This is a genomic window from Segatella copri, assembly GCF_026015465.1.
GTDB lineage: Bacteria > Bacteroidota > Bacteroidia > Bacteroidales > Bacteroidaceae > Prevotella > Prevotella copri_E.
The window spans coordinates 802,733-823,118 of record NZ_JAPDUQ010000002.1 but is presented as its reverse complement, the minus strand read 5'-3'; the positions used below and the strand labels follow the sequence as shown (position 1 = coordinate 823,118).

The following is a 20,386-nucleotide window of genomic DNA, read 5'->3' as shown; positions in this document are numbered from 1 at the left end:
TTCATGCGATTCGTTTAACTTCAAATAAAAAAGTTGCACTTCCGCAGACGCAAAAGTACAACTTTATTTTGTATTCACCAAAAAACTTTTTGTTTTTTTGAAAAACCTCAGAGAATATTTAATGTTCTCCCATTTTTTTATTCGTATCTGATAGCCTCGATAGGGTCGAGCCTTGCTGCCTTCTTTGCAGGATACCATCCAAAGAAAACGCCAGTAAATGTACAGACAGCAAAACTCATAATAATGCTCCACGGCTCTATTTGGGTGGCTATATGGAAGAAATAGTTAAGACTGAGCGATAAACTAACTCCCAATATCACTCCTATAATACCGCCAGTTACAGAAAGTAAGATAGCTTCTATCAGAAACTGGTTCAAAATATCAATACCTCGTGCGCCTACACTCATTCGAAGACCTATTTCGCGGGTGCGTTCTGTTACAGATACATACATGATGTTCATGATTCCGATGCCGCCTACCAGCAGCGAGATTCCTGCCACGGATCCGAGCAGGATGGTGATTGTAGACATGGTAGAATTCATCATGCTTGAAATTTCCTCTTGAGAGCGGATATTGAAGTCATCTTTATCTGCTTCAGTAGTTTCTGTTGCGTCTTTCAATTTGTGGTTGCGTCGCAATATTTCTGTAATCTGATCTTGGGCAGGTTGAGAAACCTCTTCGGTGATAGCTGAGCAGACGATGCCTCCTAAATAGGTTTGTGCCATAATTCGCTTCATTACTGTTGTATAGGGGACAAGTACTAAATCATCCTGGTCCATACCCATACTATTGTAACCTTTCTTCTTCAAGACACCGATTACTCTGAATGGAATGCTGTTAAATCGCACAACCTTACCGATAGGATCACTGCCATCAGGGAAAAGATAGTCAACTACTGTCTGTCCCAAAATACAAACTTTAGATGCAGCCTTAATGTCTGTATCTGTAAACATTTCTCCATCTGCCACTTTCAGTTGTCGGATGGAAAGATAGTCTTGGTTTACACCATAAATGGAACTTTGGGTGTTGTTGTTTCCGTAGATCCACTGTCCGGAACTGTTTACAGTAGGAGAAATAGCTGAGATATAATTACATTCGTCTTTGATGCTCTGATAGTCGGCTTGCTTCAGCGTCTCCATTGACGAAGCATCTTGTCTCACACCGCCACGCATGTCTGCACCTGGTGAAATCATAATCATGTTTGATCCCATCTCTGCGATGTTTGCCTTGATGCTGGCTTTACTTCCTTGTCCGATGGCAAGCATGGTAATAACCGCAGCAATACCGATGATGATGCCAAGTGCGGTAAGGAAAGAGCGCATTTTGTTGGCAGCAATGGCGCGGATGGCTATTTTGAAAAGATTCTGTTAATTCATTTTACTTGTTGTAATGTTAAATGTTAAGTGTTAAGTGAAAACTTCGTTTGCTATTGGATGCTAAGTAATTTAACATTCAACACTTAACATTGAAAACTTATTCGTCCGTGTTGGCCGGCAAGGCTGCCAGACCTTCGGCTGCCGATAGAATATGTTCGTTATAGGTGTCGCTGATGATGTGACCATCACGCAGTTCGATATTACGACTCGAATAATTTGCAATGTCTGGGTTGTGGGTAACGAAGATGATGGTTCTTCCTTCTGCATAAAGTTTTTGGAAGAGTACCAGAATCTCAAAACTGGTTCTGGTGTCGAGATTACCCGTTGCTTCATCAGCAAGTATCACAGCGGGGTTGTTGACTAACGCACGAGCTATTGCTACACGCTGCATCTGTCCTCCAGACATCTGATTACTCTTATGATAGAGACGTTCTCCTAAACCAACAGCTTTCAGCGATTCGATAGCACGTTGCTTTCGTTCTTCTGCGCTTACGTTCGGGTTGTACATCAGTGGAAGTTCTACATTTTCTACACTTGTAGTCTTCGGTAGAAGATTGTAGTTCTGGAAGATGAATCCAATCTTTCGGTTTCTAAGAATGGCGCGATCATTACGTGACATCTTTCGTACGCTTACTCCATCCAGATAGTATTCGCCACTGGATGGGGTATCAAGACAACCTAGCTGGTTCAGCAGGGTAGATTTACCTGATCCTGATTTACCCATGATGGTAACAAACTCACCTTCGTATATTTTAAAGCTTACACCTTTTAGAGCGTGGACAGTTTCCTCACCCACAAGAAAGTCGCGGCGAACATTGTCGAGTTCTATCACAACTTTCTTTTCGCTGTTTGCTTGAATATTGTCGTTTGCCATACTCTTATTTTTTATTTTTTCTTTCCTCTAGGTCCAGGACCGCTAATCAAACCTTGACTTTGTTGAGGCTCCTCATTCTCTTCAGGGATATTAACTATGATTTCAGTTACAATCTTCTGTCCCTTCTTCAAACCCTTGATAATTTCAGTATGTATACCGTCGCTCTGACCGATGGTTACAGAATGAGCTGTAAGGGTATTGTTAGCAAGAGTCCAAACTTTGTTTTTTCTTTTGCAGTCAACAATCTTGATATTCTTTCCCACAGTTTCCTTGGTTGGAGTAAAGCGGAGTGCTTTGTTGGCAACGGCAAGAATACCAGCTCGTTCTAGTGTAAAGATGGTAACATTTGCTGTCAGTCCTGTTTTAACTTGAGATCTGCGTTGGGTGCAGAGATGACAACCTCGTAAGTGACTACATTGTTTGTTGTAGTAGCTTCCAGACGAACCTGTTTTACTGTTCCCTGGAATACATCGTCAGGATAAGCATCTACTGTAAAATTAACGCGGTCGCCTTCTTTTACACCGCCTATATCAGCCTCGTCAACATTTGCAATCACCTGCATGTTGGTCAGATCTTTAGCGATAGTAAAGAGCTCTGGAGTGTTGAAGCTTGCTGCTACGGTCTGTCCTTCCTCTACGCTTTTTGATATGACAGTTCCATCTATTGGGGATGTAATTGTAGCATAGCTCAGGTTGGTTTGGGCTTTCTGTACATTTTCCTTGGCCGAAGCTACTTGCTCTTTCGCCTGGCGATAGGTGAGAAGCGCATTTTCATAATCGTCAGCACTTACCAAACCTTTCTTATAGAGGGTCTGGTAGCGGCTCATGTTTGCACTCTGATAGTTCAAACTGCTTTGCGCACTTGTCAGGTTAGCTTTGGCAGTATTCAACTCGCTCATCAGGTTGGTTTTGTCGAGCTCAGCTATGACTTCACCTTTTTTTACCTGCGAATTGTAATCAACCTAAAGTTTGTTTACAATACCACTCACCTGTGTACCAACCATTACAGAAGTTACCGCTTCAATAGTACCGGTTGCAGTTACACTATTCTGCAATGTTTGTGTGGTTACAGCTTCCTGCTTGAAGTCTATTTGCTCTTCGTTTTTACTTCCAGAGAACAGCCATGCTGCCACAGCTACGATGATTATCACAATCATGGCAATCCAGATTTTGCTGATTCTAAGTTTTTTCATAAAAATGTATGTATATCTATTAATGATTTGCAATATGTTTTCGTATGTTAATACCAATCTTTCTCTTTAGATTCTACCGTTTTGGTAGAATTTCAACATGTTGATATTCAGAATGGTAAGATACTTTGCCTGAAGCTCGTTCTGCTTAGCCTTCAGAAGATTATCTTTGCCAGTTCTCAATTCTACGATGTTCTTTAATCCCAGTTTAAACTGCTCACTTAACAGATTGTAGCTTGTTTGGGCACTCTCGCTGCTCACCTTGGCAGCCTTAAACTGGCTTTGGTTTGTATTAGCCTGCAACCAATAGTTTTCGATAGTAGAGTAGAGCTTAGTTTGCTCATTCTTTATATCGAGCAAGATGCTTTCACGCTGAATGAGTGCTTTATTGACAGAAGTCTTGGTCTGTCGGTTATCAAAGAGAGGAATACTGACACCGATTCCACCACCCATGCTGAAGTTGGTTTTCATCTGACTGCCCCAACCGTTTTTGTTCATGGATGTGGTGCTGGTCGTAGCTCCTGCATTTGCGCTGATGGTTGGCAACTTTCCTGCCTTTGCAATCTTGATGTTCAGATCGTTCTGGTCGAGTTTGTTTTGATAGCTCAAAAACTCAGGGCGATTCTGAAGCGCAGCTGTATAGACACTGTTCATTCCTGGGATAGAGGCCAGAGCCATCTGGTCAGTTGTGCTTGGAATAGCGATGTCGAAAGCTTCTTCACTGGTAATCTGCAGGAGTTCCTTCAACTGTCTTTTATAGTTTTTAACGTTACTTTCAGCCTGCACGATGTTAAACTCATCTTGTGCTCTCTGTGCTGTAAGTTGTGCTAAGTCTGCTTGGCTCATCTTGCCAATTTTTACCATTTCCTTACCACGCTCTTCGTTTTGAACACTCGACAAATAACTTTCTTTGTTTACGTTGATAGCCTCTGTAGAGTAAAGTATCTGTACGTAAAGTTGAGCTATCTGTTCTTGCAGGTTGAGGGCTTGTGCTGTCGAATCGAGTTGTGCCGCTTCCTTTGCCAGCTTGTTCAGTTTTATCTGATTTCTATTTTTGTTACCGTTCCAAATCGTGTAATTGCCCATCACACTATAGCTGCCATTGTAATATACCTTGTCGATGGAAGCTTTGCTGAAACCTTCTCCACTGATTCCATTAGAAACCCAAGGCGTATAGTTTACACTTTGATTGGTGCTGGCAGAGAGCGATGGCAGAAGCGCAGACTTTGATTGCAGATAGTCCTCCTGAGCTGAAGCTTTTGTGAGTTGAGTCTTCTGCAGTTGAATGTTGTTAGCCAGTGCGTAACTGATACAATCCTGCAGTGACCATTGCTTAGCTTGTACAGCGATAGGAGCCGACATGATGATCAGCGCTACCGCCATGTTTTTAAAACTTGCGTTCATACTCTTTTTACTTTTTGTTTTCATCTTTACAGATCTCTTTGCATCTGTTCTGATTAAATGTGGATTAATGTTCTTATTTTCCATAATTGCAAATCTTAATAGGATACATCATTTTTAGATTTGACGTAAGCGTCGCCTATAAAGTTGCAACTGATATATGTTTTTGATTAAAAACGTGATGATAGGTTTAACATTCTCATTTATCTTTAACAATCCTTTTCATAGAGAAAGATTTCTTTTACTTTTCCACATTAATTTATTTATATTTCTCAAAAAAATGTTTCTTCTTTCGTTATCTTCGCTGAAATTGTGTAACTTTGCAGAAAAATTTTAAGAAAGGAATAAAATAAATGCCGTTAAGAATACCAGATAAGCTTCCAGCTATCGAACTGCTGAAGCATGAGAATATATTCGTGATGGACGAAAGTCGTGCGCATAAACAGGAGATTCGTCCGTTGAAAATCTGTGTGCTCAATTTGATGCCCCTCAAGATTACGACAGAGACAGATCTCGTTCGTCTTCTGTCGAATACTCCTCTTCAGTTAGAGGTTTATTTTATGAAGTTGAAAAGTCACACGCCGAAGAATACTCCAATAGAGCACATGATGATGTTCTACAAGGATTTTCAGGAACTTTCCAAACAGAAGTTTGATGGAATGATAGTTACAGGTGCTCCTATCGAAACGATGGCTTATGAAGAGGTAGAATATTGGCCTGAAATCAAAGAGATTTTTGATTGGGCCCGTACCCATGTTACTTCAACACTCTATATCTGCTGGGGTGCCCAGGCTGGTCTTTATCATTTCTATGGTGTTCCTAAGTATCCTTTAGAGAAGAAGATGTTTGGTATTTTTAAGCAGAAGCCTCTCGATTTGTCTCAGCCAATCTTCCGCGGTTTCGATGATATCTTTAATATGCCTCATAGTCGCCATACAGAGGTAAGACGTGAGGATATTGAAAAAGTGCCAGGACTTGACATCATTGCCGAATCGCCTGAAAGCGGTGTCAGCATTGTGATGGCCAGAAACGGCCGCGAATTCTTTGTGACGGGTCATCTTGAGTATGCGCCAAACACGCTGGATAAGGAATATAAGCGTGATGTGGGCAAGCGTGATGATGTAGAACTGCCAAAAAATTATTATTATCATGACGATCCGAACGAAGAACCTCTGGTGACATGGCGTGCTCATGCCAACCTCTTCTATAGTAATTGGATCAACTATTATGTTTATCAGGAGACTCCTTACAATATTGACGAAATCAGTTAATTTGAAGGACTCGGGTGATTTCGAGATAGATTTCTTATGCAAACATTAGAATTATTGGCGCCTGCCAAGAACTTGGAATGTGGTATTGCTGCCATTGATCATGGTGCAGATGCCGTATATATTGGTGCACCTCGTTTTGGTGCACGAGCAGCAGCAGGCAATTCGCTGGAAGATATCAGACAGTTGTGTGATTATGCTCATCAGTTTGGAGCAAAGGTTCATGTTACAGTGAATACTATCATCTATCAGGATGAGATGTTGGATACGCTTAAGATGATCCAGCAACTTGATGAGATTGGTGTTGATGCACTTTTGCTGCAGGATATGGGTGTGCTTACTGAGGTGAGGGCGCAGAATTTGTGGAGTAGAGAATTGCATTCCAGTACCCAGTGTGATGTAAGAACTCCAGAAAAGGCGTATTGGCTTACCACGTTAGGTTTCAAACGTATTGTTCTGGCTCGTGAGCTTTCGCTCGATGAAATCAAGGCGATCCATCAGGCGATTCCTGATAGAGAAATAGAGGTCTTTGTACATGGAGCGCTCTGCGTAAGCTATTCGGGTGTATGTTATGCTTCTGAGAAGTGTTTCGGGCGCTCTGCTAATCGTGGAGAATGTGCACAGTTCTGTCGTATGAAGTTTGATCTGCTCGATTCCAATGGTCAGGAGATAGAACATCAGCGTTATCTGTTGTCTCTCAAGGATCTTTGTCAGCTTGATCATCTTAAGGATCTTGCTGATGCTGGAGCTACTTCGTTCAAGATAGAAGGAAGATTAAAAGATATCAACTACGTCAAGAATGTGGTGGCTGCCTATAGCAGTCAACTCGATGCAATCGTAAAAGCTGAACCGCGTAAGTATCGCCGTGCATCGGTGGGACATGTTCAATATAATTTTACACCTAATCTGAAGAAGACTTTCAATCGTGGCTTTACCCATTATTTCCTGAATGGGCGACAGCCGGATATTGCTTCTTTCGATACACCGAAAGCTATCGGCGAGTTTGTGGGGAAGGTTAAGGAAATACGTGGCAACATTTCTTTCAACGTAGCCACAGTAGCCAGCTTTAAAAATGGCGATGGACTGTGTTTTATCAATGATGACCGTGAGTTGGAAGGCTTTCGTGTGAACAGAGTAGAGGGCAATCGCCTCTATCCGTTTGGAATGCCTGAACATATGCGTCCGGGCATGGCTCTTTATCGTAATAACGATCGGGCTTTCGAGGCTTTGCTGGCTCGTAAGTCTGCTGAACGTAAAATCTATATTGTCATAGAAATGGAGCCTGTGATGGGTAATGAGTTCAGGGAAGAGCCACAGGGGGTAAAGGCTGTTGTCAACATCATGAAGACGAAAGAGGCTGATGGTGGCTTGATTTATCAGGTGGCTGAGGTGTTTAAAGAGTTGAAACTCGAAAAGGCGAAACGCCCGCAGGGCGAAAATATAAAGGCTCAGATGAGCAAACTGGGCGATACGATTTACGAAGCTTACCAGGTAGAACTTCTGAAGGGAATGGAGACATACTTTGTTCCGAACAGTATTCTCACTGCTATCCGGCGTGAATTGATCGATGAACTTACCAAGGCAAATCAGAAACAGCTTGATAAGTCGTTGTGGGGTGGATGGGATAGAACCTTGTTCAACAATGGTTTTGGATTCAGTCAGCCCGGTGAGCACCGACTTACGAAAGAGGAATTTACTTGGCAGCCGGAATACGGAAAATGGGGATATCTCTATAATATAGCTAACTATGATGCAAGAGATTTTTATCAGATTCATGGTCTGTCGCCAGTAGTTCCGGCATTTGAGTTGGGTAAGAATATTCCTTCTGCATGGGATGCTAAGACCCAGGAAGAATATGATGAGAATATAGAAAAAGACAAGGCAAACCGAAGTATGCAACCTAAGTTTACCAACGAAAAGGGAGAATCGCTCCTGATGCAGTGCCGCCATTGTATCCGCTATTCGTTGGGCTACTGTGTGAAGCGTGGAGGCAAGAAACCATCCTGGAGAGAGCCTCTCTTCCTGCAGTTGGGTGACGGTCGTCGTTTCCGTCTGGAGTTTGCATGCAACGAATGTCAGATGAACTTATATAGTGAGAAATAAACCTGTTGGCGGAATTAGTTTAGCGCATATTTAACCCTGCCAATCGGTCTATTGTTTACATAATTTATATATTGCAAGACAGTGAATGCGCTAATTTTCCCGATGATTCGGGTAAACAGTCCTGGTGTTTGCTTTGCGTAATTTCTGAAGAGCATGAAGTGATCACAAAGTTGAGAGAAATTGGTCTCGATTCTCTTTCTCGCCTTTGCATAAGGCTTGAATGTTGGTCTCCAATTCTTCATATTCAGACGATATGGAACTTCCAACTTAATGCCTACAGAAGAAAACAGGTCTTGCTGTAGTTCTGCACTGAGGTAAGCACGATCACCTAGGATGCAACAGTCATGAAATTGAAACTTAACATCTTTAAGAAAATGAATGTCATGAACATTAGCTGGACTCAAATCATACGAGTGGATAACTCCACTTAACCCACAGACTGCGTGGAGTTTAAATCCATAATAGTATATCTTCTGAGTGGCACAATAGCCAAATGCTGGAGAGTTTGTCACGTCTGTTCCTTTCATCTTGCAACGCAATCCTCTGGACAAACGGCATACCTCTATCGGTTTGGAATCAATGCAGAAATATTCTTCTGCGCCATCCATCTTTGATGCAATGCGCTTACGAATCGTCTCGCATAATTCCGCTGTGAATTTTCGGCGGTCATTAAATTGACGTCGAGAAATCAGGTTTGGCATTTCAGTCTTATACTCCTTCAGTCTGTCGAACAAGTTGTTTTCACTGTCGATACTTAGATGCTCAGCAGTTAAGCTCAAAGCAACAACTTCGAGGTCTGAAAAACGTGGGACGACTCCTGGGCGAGGAATATTTCCTAGCTCATTAACTAAATTTATGGAGAAATTCTTGCATATCTCAAGAATTTTTACGAAATTTGCATACAAGTTGTGCATAGCGTGAAAGATTATAACTTTATGTTTTGACACCACAAAGTTACTAAAAATCAGCGAGATGCACAACTTTTTCTCCATAAAAGATACTAATTTTTAGGCGAATTTTAATTCCGCCAATGAGTAGAAATAAATGAAAAAGAAATGGACGATACAGATTCTTTGTATGCTGGGCATCCTCTTGATGTTCAGCAGTTGTTATCATCGCCGTGCTCATCACCAGATGCATGCAGCTATGGTAGAGTACAGTAATAAACAACTCGATTCCATTTCGTTTTCTACTACCCATCATTATACCAACAAATTCAATTTTCTGGTATTCAAGGATTCTCTGGAATTGATAGCGCAACAGCCTGAAGAATTTTTGAGCAATTTGCCTATCGACTCCTTCGCCGTCCAAAAGAACTGCCTGCTGGTGGTTACGGATATTCGTATGGTTCCTCAGGATTCCATAGATTCAGTTTGGGTGCAGTTGGCAACAGAAGATAATCAGTTTGGCTGGACCCGTGAGTCCCGTCTGCTGCCGAAGGTTGTGCCCGATGATCCTATTTCAGAGTTCATTATGACCTTCAGCAATACTCACTTGCTCATCTTCATGGTTATCATTATTCTCATAGCCGTAGCCTATACAGTTCGTAAGATTTTCCATAGCAATGGTAAACTGGTTCATTTTAATGATATTGATTCACCATATCCTACAGCGTTGGTGCTTATTGTTTCGATATCAGCAACCTTCTATGCAACCATTCAGTTGTTTTTGCCAGAAGTATGGCGTCATTTTTATTTTCATCCTACGCTCAATCCTTTTGCCGTACCGCCTATACTGGGCTTTTTCCTGGCTACAGTCTGGGCGATACTGATAGTAGGATTAGCTTGTGTTGATGAGGTGAAACACCGTTTGCCGGCAGGTGATGCAGTTCTGTATCTGGGTGGTTTAGTGGGTGTTTGCGCCATTGATTACATCATTTTCAGTGTTACTACCTTATATTATATAGGTTATTTGTTGCTCGTAGCCTATATATGGTTTGCCATACGGGTTTATCTGTTTCCTCATAAATAAGGATAGGGGGTGCAGAAAAAAATATGTACCTTTGCACCCGTTATGAAAAGAATAGTATTTTATAGTAAAAAGAGCGTATGCATTGGTTTGGCAGCGGTAGCGTTGCAGGCTAGTGCTGCGGATAACGAAAGGGCTACTTGCTCTGACCTGTCATTGGGTACGAGTGAAAAGTTTGCAGAAGCTAACGGCTTGCTGGCTGATAGCAGCCGAGTTTATGACATTGATGAAGTTGTGGTTGTTTCGCAGCCTAAGGAGAATTTCCGTCTTCGTCAACAGCCTCTCAGTAGCACTTCCTTTGGTTCTTATCAGATGCAGCGATTAGCTTCTCGCGATTTGCGCGAACTTTCCTGCTATGTTCCTAATTTTGTGATGCCCAACTATGGCTCGCGTTTTACCAACGCCATGTATGTGCGTGGTATTGGAAGCCGTATAAACAGTCCGGCTGTAGGAATTTATCTTGACGGAATTCCAGTGTTGAGCAAGGCTGCTTTCAATCTTCACCATTATCAGACCAGCCGTATAGATATTCTCCGTGGTCCACAGGGAACACTCTATGGTCAGAATTCTGAAGGTGGTTTGGTGCGTATCTATTCACGCGATGCTTATGATAGCAAGGGCACCTACGTTAATCTGGGATTGGGCTCTCATTTCTATCGTAATGTAGAAGCGGCTCATTATATGAAGCTTTCACCTCGTATCGCATTAGGGGTAGCTGCTTTTTATGATGGACAGAAGGGATTCTTCCATCGTGCAGGAACTAGCGATTATGCCGACAATTATGATGAGGCAGGCGGTAAGTTTAATCTTAAGTTCCGTTTTGATAGAGGATGGAGCATGGATTTGCTAGCCAATTACCAATTTGTCTATCAGCATGCATTTCCTTATGGTCAGTTGGATTTAAACAGTGGCAAGGCTGCATTACCAAATACAACATTCCCTGGGCTTTATCGCCGCAACATGCTGCTTTCGGGTGTTAATCTTCGTCATGAAGGAGCGAAATGGGATTTTGCTTCTACTACCAGCTATCAGTTCCTGGATGATAATATGAAGATGGATCAGGATTATCTTCCTGAAGATTATTTGAGCTTGCAGCAAGACCAGTTGCAGAATTCTATCACTCAGGAGTTCACATTTAAGAGTCGTCAGCCTTTCTTCGGCTTCTGGCATCTTACACAGGGTGCATTCTTCTCCCATGTGTGGTTGAAGACAAATGGTCCTGTAAAATTCGGTTCAGCATTGACGAAGCCTATCAGTAACCTTATCCAGAGTCAGATGCAGCAGGCAATGCCTCCGGCAATGGCTAGCGGAGTTTCTGTCAATGTAGATATGGGAGCTCCGGGTTTGTTCCATACTCCTCAGAGCAATTTGGGTCTCTATCACGAGAGTACGTTTGATCTTTCTTCCCGTTTGAAAGCAACGCTTGGTTTGCGTTACGATTTCATGCATACAAGTATTCATTACGATACTTATGCTTATATGGCGATAACAGCTAAGGTGATGGGCAAGGAGGCTACTCGTACTTTGCGTTCAATGCTCGACCGCAAAACGGGTGATGATTACAACCAGCTCTTGCCAAAATTTGGCTTAAGTTACCAGCTTGATGAGCAGGGTAGCAATGTTTATGCCACGGTGAGCAAGGGCTATCGTGCAGGCGGTTATAATATCCAGATGTTCAGTGACATCTTGCAGACCGAACTGAATACTAACCGTCAGCATGCGATGCGAGGCGATTATGACGTTCCTCATACCGATGAAGATTATGATAGGGTGAACCAGACTATTGCCTTTAAGCCGGAAACCTCATGGAATTATGAGGTAGGAACGCATCTTAATCTTTTTGATCATCGTCTTCATTTCGATTTGAGTGCCTTCTATATGCAGGTTCGCAATCAGCAACTCTCTGTGATGGCAGGAACCTATGGCTTTGGCCGAATGATGGTTAATGCAGGTAAGAGTCACAGTTGTGGTATTGAAGCCGCGCTCAAGGGCCAGGCTTTCGACGGTGCTTTTGATTGGGGTGTAAACTATGGTTTTACACGTGCCGTATTTGATGAATATACTGATGGCGAGGGTGATAAGGCTGTGAATTATAAGGACAAGAAGGTTCCTTATGTTCCCCAGCATACGATAGCAGCCATGGCTGACTATCATTTAGGACAGTTTACCTTCGGATTGAACATGAATGCGCAGGGCAAGACTTACTGGGATAATGCCAATACTTACAGCCAGAAGATGTATTTCGTGATGGGTGCGCATTGTGATATTGATTTCAGCATGATGAGCATCAGTATCTGGGGTAAGAACCTCACAGATACTAATTACAATACCTTTGCTGTTGATAATGCAGCAACAGGCAAGAAACTGTATTTTGCCCAGCGTGGCAATCCTTTCCAATGTGGTGTTGATCTGAAATTCCACTTTTAGGATTAAATAGAAAAGGAGTTCCGGCATTCTGAAATGCTAGAACTCCTTTTCTTTTTAATCTCATTTATCTCCTTCCTTTATTTTAATTCTCCATATCCTACCAGGCGGTCGGTGCGGTCGCTCTGAGCCCGATAGTAAACCAGTACATTGTATTTGTTCTGGGTCTGGTAGAAATTTCCTTCTGATGGGAGCAGCCTGATGCTTCCGTCCTCCATCTTCATGAGATACTGATAACTGTAATAACCTTGCTTCATGAAGAGACGTGCATGATAGGTTTTCGTCATTTCATCATATTCCATCCGATATTCGGGGAGGAAACGGCCGTAGGTCCAATCTGCGTTCAGATAAACATCGCCTGGCTGTTTTGGAGCTTTCAGGGTAAAGTGAATCTGTGCATATTCGCAGGTGTTGTTGTTTTCTACGTTGTCGCTGTTGCGGATATAAAACGAACCTTTGGCAGCTTCATCGTAAACGTAATTGGGGCGAGGGCTGTCGGTCATTACCTTTACCTGATAGTCGCTTCCATCCCAATCTATGGCGTCTATTCCCATGGTTGGATGGTCGGTGTCCAGAAACTCAAACTTTCTGTATTCGTTGCCCGCATCGAAAATCAGAGCTCTTACATGCTGCCAACTCATTTTGCCCGCACTCAGGTAGTCGGGTTTAGGATTGATGACAGCATTGTCCCATCTTCCGTTCTGAAGCACTACGATGTTCAGCTGGTTGGGATGAGTGATTCTCAGCTGGCTGTGATCCAGTTCCATTTTCAGTTGCTGATGGTTCTTCTGGATATCTATATCTGTTGTTGAAGTAGCTTCTAACTTCAGTTTAACCAATGGCTGAGGCTCTGTAATCATCCAGCAGGCTGTAAACATTTTGCCTTCTTCCTCGTTTTCCGCATTGTCGTCATAAACCGTCAGTCTGTAGTTGCCGCTCATGGTAAGTTGGCAGTCGGCATTGGGAATTGCCAGATGATAATGAGTGTAAGGATGATTGGTGTTGATGGATTGCTTTACATCTTCAATAATCTGATTGCCGTTGAAGCCTCTCATATAGTCGCTTTCAAAGAGCGAAGAAGATACGTTCCAGTTTGCATCACAATGTTCAATCTTGTAGCTGTACCGATGATAATCGTGCGTCATGTCGTCAAAATCGATATGGATAGGTTCTCCGTCCAGTGATGATACTGGGAGCGATAACCAGTTCGTTCCGCCTACAACCTGTAGGGTTCTGATGCGCTGGTTGAATATCTCGTGCTGCTGCGCCCAGGCAGGATAGGTAAACAGAAAGAGAAGGGAGATGACAGTGTATAATAGTTTCATATGGCTCCGTACGTATATATAAAAAAATAACTTGCAGTAGCCTTTTGATAAAGAACTAAATGCAAGCTTAAACAATCTAAATTAATACATGAAAACACTTTTGTAGTCGATAGGGGAATCGAACCCCTATGCCAAGATTGAGAATCTTGTATCCTAACCATTAGATGAATCGACCATTCAAAAAATCTCTATTGGTCTCCCGACTTATAGAGACTTATAAATCTAATACCATGAAAAACACATGTAGTCGATAGGGGAATCGAACCCCTATGCCAAGATTGAGAATCTTGTATCCTAACCATTAGATGAATCGACCAACGATACATTTTCGTACGATAGCTTGCGGAAGGTGGGGGATTCGAACCCCCGGTACGGTAACCCGCACGGCAGTTTAGCAAACTGCTGGTTTCAGCCACTCACCCAACCTTCCAGTCGGATTCTTAACCGAATCAACCAAGCATCGTTCTCAAATGCGAGTGCAAAGGTACTACTTTTTTCTGATTCTACCAAATCTTTTTGAAACTTTTTTTCGATAAAAATGCATTTTCTTTGTAACTCCCACATTATCAGGGGTTGTTTTCTTTTAGTATTATGAGTGTTTTATTCCTAAAACGAGCAGAGGCGGATTTCTTTCTCAGAAATCCGCCTCTTGTAAAAGAAAGGGCCGCTCGATGATGTGATGAAACTCCGAATGTATAAACATTTGAGAGTCCTCCGCCTTTGTAATCCACCGGCTTTTCAGCTTACCTGCCTGCTGCAGTTTATGTGGCCCGCCATGAGCAAGAGAATGTCCTCTCGGTTTCAATAGTGTAATTTGATGAGTATCCCGATCGAACCGAAACGACCCTTATTCATTCTGGCACCCATGCATCATCACGATGCAACGGTGCAAACATCTTAGTCATTATTTGATAATGCAAAGATAATGAAATATTTTGAAACTGCCAAATGTTTTAGCTGTTTTCTTCGAATATTTTTTCGAAATATTTTCTCAACTCTGTTTTGTCCTCTATGATATTGCGCAGTTCGTTGAGCGCTTTTTCGTTAGGGGAGTTGGGAATCCATAACCTGATGTATCCGTTTCTTGAATATTTCTCGTCCATGTGTTGGCTGAACCTCTCCCATTGATGCTCCTTGTCATCATCTGGATTATTTTCTTTGCCATACTGTATGGCGCGCAGAAAAATTTCGTGAACATCAATATCGCGATCGGCTTCTGCCACAATCTTGCCATAGATACTGCGAGGCTGACGGCTAGATGAAGCCCGATGGTCCTCAACAGCTTCTTTCATAATTTTGATCTGTTCTTTATTGAACCAGCGCTTCAGTCTTGAATCTGCCTGCAGAATCTTACCGCTGGTAATATGATGAATGGCACGCGGACCGCTCATCCCCAGGTCGTGGTAAGCGGCTATTACATACACCATATCGATGTCGGCTCCGGTTACTGGAACCAGTTTCAGAGAGTTTCTGATGACTCGGGTAACATGTCTGAGTCCATGACTTTCGCCAAAAGCATTATATTTGGGGAGAATCTGTTTCTCCACAAAGTCCATGATTTCGAGATTTACCTGTTGCTTCATAGATATTCCTCCACTTTATTTATATAATAAGGTACGCGCGTACATTATTAATAGTTTATTATTGTTCAATTCGCCATTCCGATGATGATCAGGGATGATACAATGCCGAAACAGAAGATGTTCAGAGCTGTTTTGCCTAGAATTCTGTTAAGTTCTCTGCCTTCGCCTATCTTTTTCATCTCCATATAGGTTCTGTTGTGCAGAATGATATAGAGTGCTGCAAACGGCAGGAACAGGCTGCTGGCTTCATGCTGAAATACGTCGTAGATGGTGACACCTATTATGGTAATGATGCCCAGATTGCCCAATGCGCAGTATAACCGCTCGGCATTCTTTTTCCCTATGTGAACCACAAGGGTCTTCTTGCCGGCTCTCAGGTCGTTGTCATGATCGCGGTAATTGTTCAGAATGAGCAGCGTATCAACTACCAGTCCGCAGGCTACAGATACGAGAACCGCTTCCAGGCTTACTCCCTGCATGGTTTCGGGCATTACGAGATAGTATGTGCAGCATACGGGTACAATGCCGAAGAAGAGCAGTACCAGAATATCGCCCATGCCCAGATAGCTGAGACAGGTAGTATAGAGAAAACAGAAGACTACGCAACAGATGCCTACGATAACCATTTCCCAACCTCCGAAAAGAACCAGCGGAAGCCCTATGGCACAGCCCAGAAGAGTAGTGAGGATAATTCCCCATTTCATGGCTCCCAAAGTTATCCAGCCTTCAGCGCAGGCACGTTTCGGTCCCAGCCGGGTTTCGTCGTCATTGCCATGTTTAAAGTCGAAATAATCATTCACCAGATTGCTGTCTATCTGCATCACCCATGCAAAGAGCAGGCAGAGTAGGGCTGGCAATGTCTGTATCTGCTGAGCGTCTTTATAAGCCAGCGCAATACCCAATAAAACAGGAACAGCCGCCGCCGTCAGAGTCTTCGGGCGAGCGGCTAGATACCATGCTTTTATAGAATTTGTTTCTATCATATTCAGAAAAGATTAAAATTGAATCTCCTGAAATTCTTAAGGAAAGTCAGAAAGATTAATTGAAGAAGTTCCAACTTACTCCAATACGGAACACTCTTTCGTTCATCGGATAATGAGGAGCGAAGAAGTAGTTCTTGTCGCCCTGTCCTGCATTGATGTGGCTCATCATTACGAAGAAACGGGTGTGCTTGATGTGAACGTTGGCGTAAACATTGACGATAGGATAGTTGCCTATCTTTACGTTGTTCTCGCCGTTGCCCTGTACCGTATACTGTCCCATATAAGGTGAATAGTCGGGAGCTTCATAGCTTGTAAAGTAGCGCATGTCAGCACCCAGGTCTACGTTCAGCACCTTTACTACCTTGAACTTGATGTAGAGGTTGGTGTAGGCATTGAAGGCTGGTACTGGCAGAACACTCTCCTTGCTTGAGTGCTGGTAGGTAAACTGGTTTTCCCAGTTCAGAATGCCTAGTCTGAAGTTCTGTTCCAGTTGTGCTGTCAGCAGGTTGATTCCTCCGCTTTCCTGCATCGGAGTTACCATGACTCCTGTTCGCAAACCTTCTTCTGTAATGTCATAGCTCTGCGAGAAGTAGGTGTAGTTCTTGATTTCATCTACAGCCACTCTCAGCTTGGTGCGTGTCTTAGGGAAGGAGAGCGTACCCATGATGCGGGTATGGATGGTCTTGTCGAGATCATTCTCCCACCACAGATGGCGGGCGTGATAGTTGCGGTAATAGAACGATGGGGTTTCTCTATGGAAGAAAGCATCGCCTCTTACCTGAAGCGTGTCGCCCAGGAATGGGATGTTCACGTCTACATTACCATCTATGGCAAGGGTTCCGGCGTCAACACCCGTCAGTCCTATTTCTGCTACGGCATTGTAGTGGAGCGTCTTGCCTTCCTGCTTGCTCAGCTGTCCGCCTACGCTCAGCGCATGCTCGTTGTATTTTTCGAAACCGCCTTCCATGGTTGGCAGTTCATAGTGACGGAGGTCGTAGCTGGCGAAAGCCTTCAAGCCTGCCTTTGCCCATTTATTGAAACCTTCAAGCATGGCAATGGCGAAGGTATTCTTCATGTGCCAGTGCTTGGTCTGGTCGTAGATGGAGTCGCCGGTCAGCCTGCCTGCATCGTAATATTCATTCAGATAATAGTCGGCTGGGGTCTGATAAGCTTCGTAAATACGGCGATAGTTGTCAAACTTTACCGTATGGATGAAACTCGTTACCGGAACATATTCGCTCTTGTAGAAAAGCGAGTCTTCGGCATTTTTCTTCTGGATGGCCAGCAGACTGTCGGCAGTAGCTTTTCCGTTTACTGCGATTCGGGTACTGTCGTTCCTGGTGTCCTTTGCGGCTAAGTCTTTAGCCGGTTCATCGCCTGCGATCTTGGCTCCGTCAGGACGGCCGCTGAATTTAGCTTTCTGCTGTTTTTCGAAGGCTTTCTCATCAAATTTCTTGCCTTGTTCCTTGGCTTTTTTTCTGGCTTCTTCCTTCGCATCCTCTTCAGCATTTTCCTTTTTCGAAGCCATGGCAAATTTCTTTGCCTTGATTTCTTCTTCGGTCATCTTTACCTTTCGGCTGAAACCTACGTTGTAGCGGTGGGTAAAGAAGATGTGCTGGTTGTCCAGTCGGTTCCAGTTCTGTTCCAGAACGGTAGGAATTTCATTGGTGGCAAACGATTCGGTGTAGATTTCCGGATGTTTGATGTAATCATCGTTGGTAATACCGCCGTTCTCGGTCATCTTCTCATGATTGGTACTGAAGAGGAAGTGTGCCTGATAGCGGTCGCCCAGGTAAGATGCCCACATGGTGTATTTAAAGTGGCTGGTACTCTGTGCGTTATAATATCCTCTGCCATACTTGTAGTCGAATCTGAAACCGGCACCTAGCCTTTTGTTGGCATTTACTGCAAACATGGCCTTGAAGTCGTCTTCTCCCGTCACCTTGTCGCCGCAGCTGTTCAGCGTTACGTTGGTGATAGGTGAGTAGGTGTTGGTGAAGTGGAAGTCGCTTACCGGATTTACGATATAGTCGTAGGGCTCTGTAAAGATGAAGTTGCCCTGCGTGTTGCGGCGGTCGATGAAGATTCGGTTCAGTCGGGCAGTACCCATGTTTCCGAGGGTATTGTATTCGCCTCTCAGTCCTTCTGTGAAGGTTGAGTTCATGTACATGTGCTGCAAGGTGTCTACTACCGCAGCCTTTGTGTCGCCGAAGCGTTCGTCTACGGTCCATACCCTGATGCCTTTCGGAATCTCCTTGTCTGAGCCTAGTGAATCGGTGTTCACCTTGCGGTTGGTTTGAGGACGGAACTGCGAATCTTCGTTATAGTTAAAATCGTTTTGTGCCGCAACCGGGAGGGTTGCAGCACAAAATAGGAGTGATGAGAATATAATTTTCTTCTTCTTCATTATTTCTTAAATAGTCGGATACATACTTCAGCAATCTTGAGCACTACACCCACGATGAGTACGATGTAGGCAATATTGCGGCTTTCTTCCAGCTGGGTCCAGAGTATTACCCCCACGATGGCGAGCAGCATGAAGGCGATGTTGAGATAGTTGCGCACCTTCAGCATGTTGTTCTGGTCGCTGTAAGCCAATGGGCGAAGCCGGCGGTGCTGAGGTCTTACGGCGTAGCTGGTAGGCTGCTTCTGTTCAGTCTGTTCTGCTCCCTGCTCAGCTGTAGGCTGGGCAGTAGTGTTTGCAGGCTGCTGTGCCTCGTTCTGTTGTATCTTGTTGTCTGTATTCTGATTATCCATTTTTCTTCAACTTATTGTTTTACTAATGCAGCTAACTCTGCGAATATCTGGTCCTTGCGGTCGATGGTGCATCTGCGGAACTTTCCGAAGATCTTAGCCAGGTCGTTCTGCTTCTTGTTGAGCGCAATCTTGTCACTGATTACCTCTTCTGCAGGTTCCTTGAAACCGGTGCTTCTTCCTTCCTCGTAGTTGTAGATGATGCGGCCGAGCGAGAGATTCAGATGATTGTCAGAAATCCTGGCTATCAGCTGGTATTTGAATTCCGTGCGGTCGAGCGAGATGAATGACTGGCTGAAAACGAGCCATTCGTCCATCGTGTTGGCGATGACGTGTTCTGCATCGTTTACCAGTGCTACCCGGCTTGCTATGTTCTGGTCGTTCTGTGTCAGTTCATTCATGTATTTTAATACGATGTCGTAAATCTGCTTGGCAGTTTTTCCGTTAGCATCCGTATCGAGTGTGAATTCTATCTTGTTTTCATCATTATATGTGATGGCGCCTGCCAGATATTTCATGTCCACTTTGGCTGTTGTACCATTTGCCAGCTTGTTGGCAGGCTTGGCAGCCTCCTTTGGCTTAGCGGCTACGGCAACAGGAATCGCCCATCCCGTGGTTGATGTGGTTGGCTCCTTTACAACAACTGGTTCTGGCTCAGTAGCATTACCTTTTTTTGCTTCCGCCTTTTTTGCTTCCGCTTCAGCCTTGGCGCTTGCAGCGTTGATGCTGTCGGCCTGAGCCTTCAGTTTGGCAGCCTGTGCTTTTATCTTAGCCACTTCTAGTGCTTTCTTGGCAGCTTCCAACTGTTTCTGTGCCTGTTCCAGCTGCTGCTCTTCAGTCAGCACGGTTTGGGCCTGTGCAGTCATCAGCGGGAGGAGCATAAATATGGGGATGATGATTTTTTTCATGTCGAGTTGTTTTTATGAAACTATAAAATGACGGTTCCTGTAGGGGAACTTAGCGGAAGATGAGGGATTCAAACCCCCGATACCCGGAAGAGGGTATACCGGATTTCGAGTCCAGCGCATTCGGTCACTCTGCCAATCTTCCTTTTTATTTTATCAGATGCAAAAGTAATACATTTTTTGCATCTGACAAAATATTGCTGTTATTTTTTAACTATATTAACCCCGCTTTA

The 20,386-nt window shown here is 43.7% G+C and carries 14 protein-coding genes, 4 tRNA genes and 1 pseudogene; 4 read left to right on the top strand and 15 right to left on the bottom strand.

Translation table 11 applies throughout. The annotated features are described in order from the left end of the window. Positions 1-137: 137 nt before the first annotated feature. From ONT08_RS10535 to ONT08_RS10520, 4 genes and pseudogenes are all read right to left on the bottom strand, one after another. On the bottom strand, positions 138-1,322 hold the full coding sequence (locus tag ONT08_RS10535; protein ID WP_264959884.1) for an ABC transporter permease: 1,185 nt from the start codon (positions 1,320-1,322) through the stop codon (positions 138-140). 151 nt (positions 1,323-1,473) lie between these two features. Then, positions 1,474-2,250 carry an ABC transporter ATP-binding protein gene (locus ONT08_RS10530; RefSeq protein ID WP_117586656.1) on the bottom strand — a complete coding sequence of 259 codons (777 nt, stop codon included), beginning with the start codon at positions 2,248-2,250 and terminating at the stop codon, positions 1,474-1,476. An 11-nt stretch (positions 2,251-2,261) separates the two neighbouring features. Continuing rightward, positions 2,262-3,442, bottom strand: a pseudogene (locus ONT08_RS10525) (efflux RND transporter periplasmic adaptor subunit). Between the two features lie 66 nt (positions 3,443-3,508). Further along, positions 3,509-4,843: a TolC family protein gene (locus ONT08_RS10520; protein WP_264959883.1), complete on the bottom strand. Its 1,335-nt coding sequence runs from the start codon at positions 4,841-4,843 to the stop codon at positions 3,509-3,511. A 350-nt stretch (positions 4,844-5,193) separates the two neighbouring features. Between ONT08_RS10520 and metA the strand changes: the two genes are divergently transcribed. Next, entirely contained in the window at positions 5,194-6,111 is a 918-nt protein-coding gene (metA, locus tag ONT08_RS10515; RefSeq protein WP_117586655.1) for a homoserine O-acetyltransferase MetA, read from the top strand. A 36-nt stretch (positions 6,112-6,147) separates the two neighbouring features. Further along, positions 6,148-8,211, top strand: coding sequence for a peptidase U32 family protein (locus ONT08_RS10510; protein ID WP_254974378.1), 2,064 nt, complete (start codon positions 6,148-6,150; stop codon positions 8,209-8,211). 14 nt (positions 8,212-8,225) lie between these two features. Here ONT08_RS10510 and ONT08_RS10505 read toward each other — a convergent pair whose 3' ends face one another. Then, complete coding sequence (locus ONT08_RS10505) at positions 8,226-9,203, bottom strand: IS982 family transposase (protein ID WP_118201933.1); 978 nt, start codon at positions 9,201-9,203, stop codon at positions 8,226-8,228. A gap of 52 nt (positions 9,204-9,255) precedes the next feature. On the opposite strand from ONT08_RS10505, the gene ONT08_RS10500 reads away from it, so the two are divergent. Next, complete coding sequence (locus tag ONT08_RS10500; protein WP_022121177.1) at positions 9,256-10,182, top strand: hypothetical protein; 927 nt, start codon at positions 9,256-9,258, stop codon at positions 10,180-10,182. A 42-nt stretch (positions 10,183-10,224) separates the two neighbouring features. Next, positions 10,225-12,606, top strand: a complete 2,382-nt coding sequence (locus ONT08_RS10495; RefSeq protein WP_254974379.1) for a TonB-dependent receptor — start codon at positions 10,225-10,227, stop codon at positions 12,604-12,606. Between the two features lie 77 nt (positions 12,607-12,683). Here ONT08_RS10495 and ONT08_RS10490 read toward each other — a convergent pair whose 3' ends face one another. The 10 genes from ONT08_RS10490 to ONT08_RS10445 all read right to left on the bottom strand — a co-directional run bounded on the left by ONT08_RS10490 (position 12,684) and on the right by ONT08_RS10445 (position 20,298). Beyond that, positions 12,684-13,928, bottom strand: a complete 1,245-nt coding sequence (locus tag ONT08_RS10490; protein ID WP_117586653.1) for a DUF5103 domain-containing protein — start codon at positions 13,926-13,928, stop codon at positions 12,684-12,686. Between the two features lie 103 nt (positions 13,929-14,031). Next, positions 14,032-14,103: transfer RNA gene (locus tag ONT08_RS10485), tRNA-Glu, on the bottom strand. Positions 14,104-14,172: 69 nt separating this feature from the next. Continuing rightward, positions 14,173-14,244: transfer RNA gene (locus ONT08_RS10480), tRNA-Glu, on the bottom strand. Between the two features lie 27 nt (positions 14,245-14,271). Next, positions 14,272-14,358: transfer RNA gene (locus tag ONT08_RS10475), tRNA-Ser, on the bottom strand. Positions 14,359-14,881: 523 nt separating this feature from the next. Continuing rightward, positions 14,882-15,511, bottom strand: coding sequence for an HD domain-containing protein (locus tag ONT08_RS10470; protein ID WP_118254701.1), 630 nt, complete (start codon positions 15,509-15,511; stop codon positions 14,882-14,884). Positions 15,512-15,576: 65 nt separating this feature from the next. Beyond that, entirely contained in the window at positions 15,577-16,494 is a 918-nt protein-coding gene (gene menA, locus ONT08_RS10465) for a 1,4-dihydroxy-2-naphthoate octaprenyltransferase (RefSeq protein ID WP_264959882.1), read from the bottom strand. Between the two features lie 55 nt (positions 16,495-16,549). After that, positions 16,550-18,901, bottom strand: a complete 2,352-nt coding sequence (locus ONT08_RS10460) for a putative porin (protein ID WP_264959881.1) — start codon at positions 18,899-18,901, stop codon at positions 16,550-16,552. Continuing rightward, positions 18,901-19,251: a mechanosensitive ion channel protein MscS gene (locus tag ONT08_RS10455; protein ID WP_254974384.1), complete on the bottom strand. Its 351-nt coding sequence runs from the start codon at positions 19,249-19,251 to the stop codon at positions 18,901-18,903. The genes ONT08_RS10460 and ONT08_RS10455 overlap by 1 nt, the downstream gene beginning before the upstream one ends. A gap of 11 nt (positions 19,252-19,262) precedes the next feature. Next, positions 19,263-20,156: a DUF4468 domain-containing protein gene (locus ONT08_RS10450; RefSeq protein WP_264959880.1), complete on the bottom strand. Its 894-nt coding sequence runs from the start codon at positions 20,154-20,156 to the stop codon at positions 19,263-19,265. 53 nt (positions 20,157-20,209) lie between these two features. After that, positions 20,210-20,298: transfer RNA gene (locus ONT08_RS10445), tRNA-Ser, on the bottom strand. Positions 20,299-20,386: the final 88 nt, after the last annotated feature.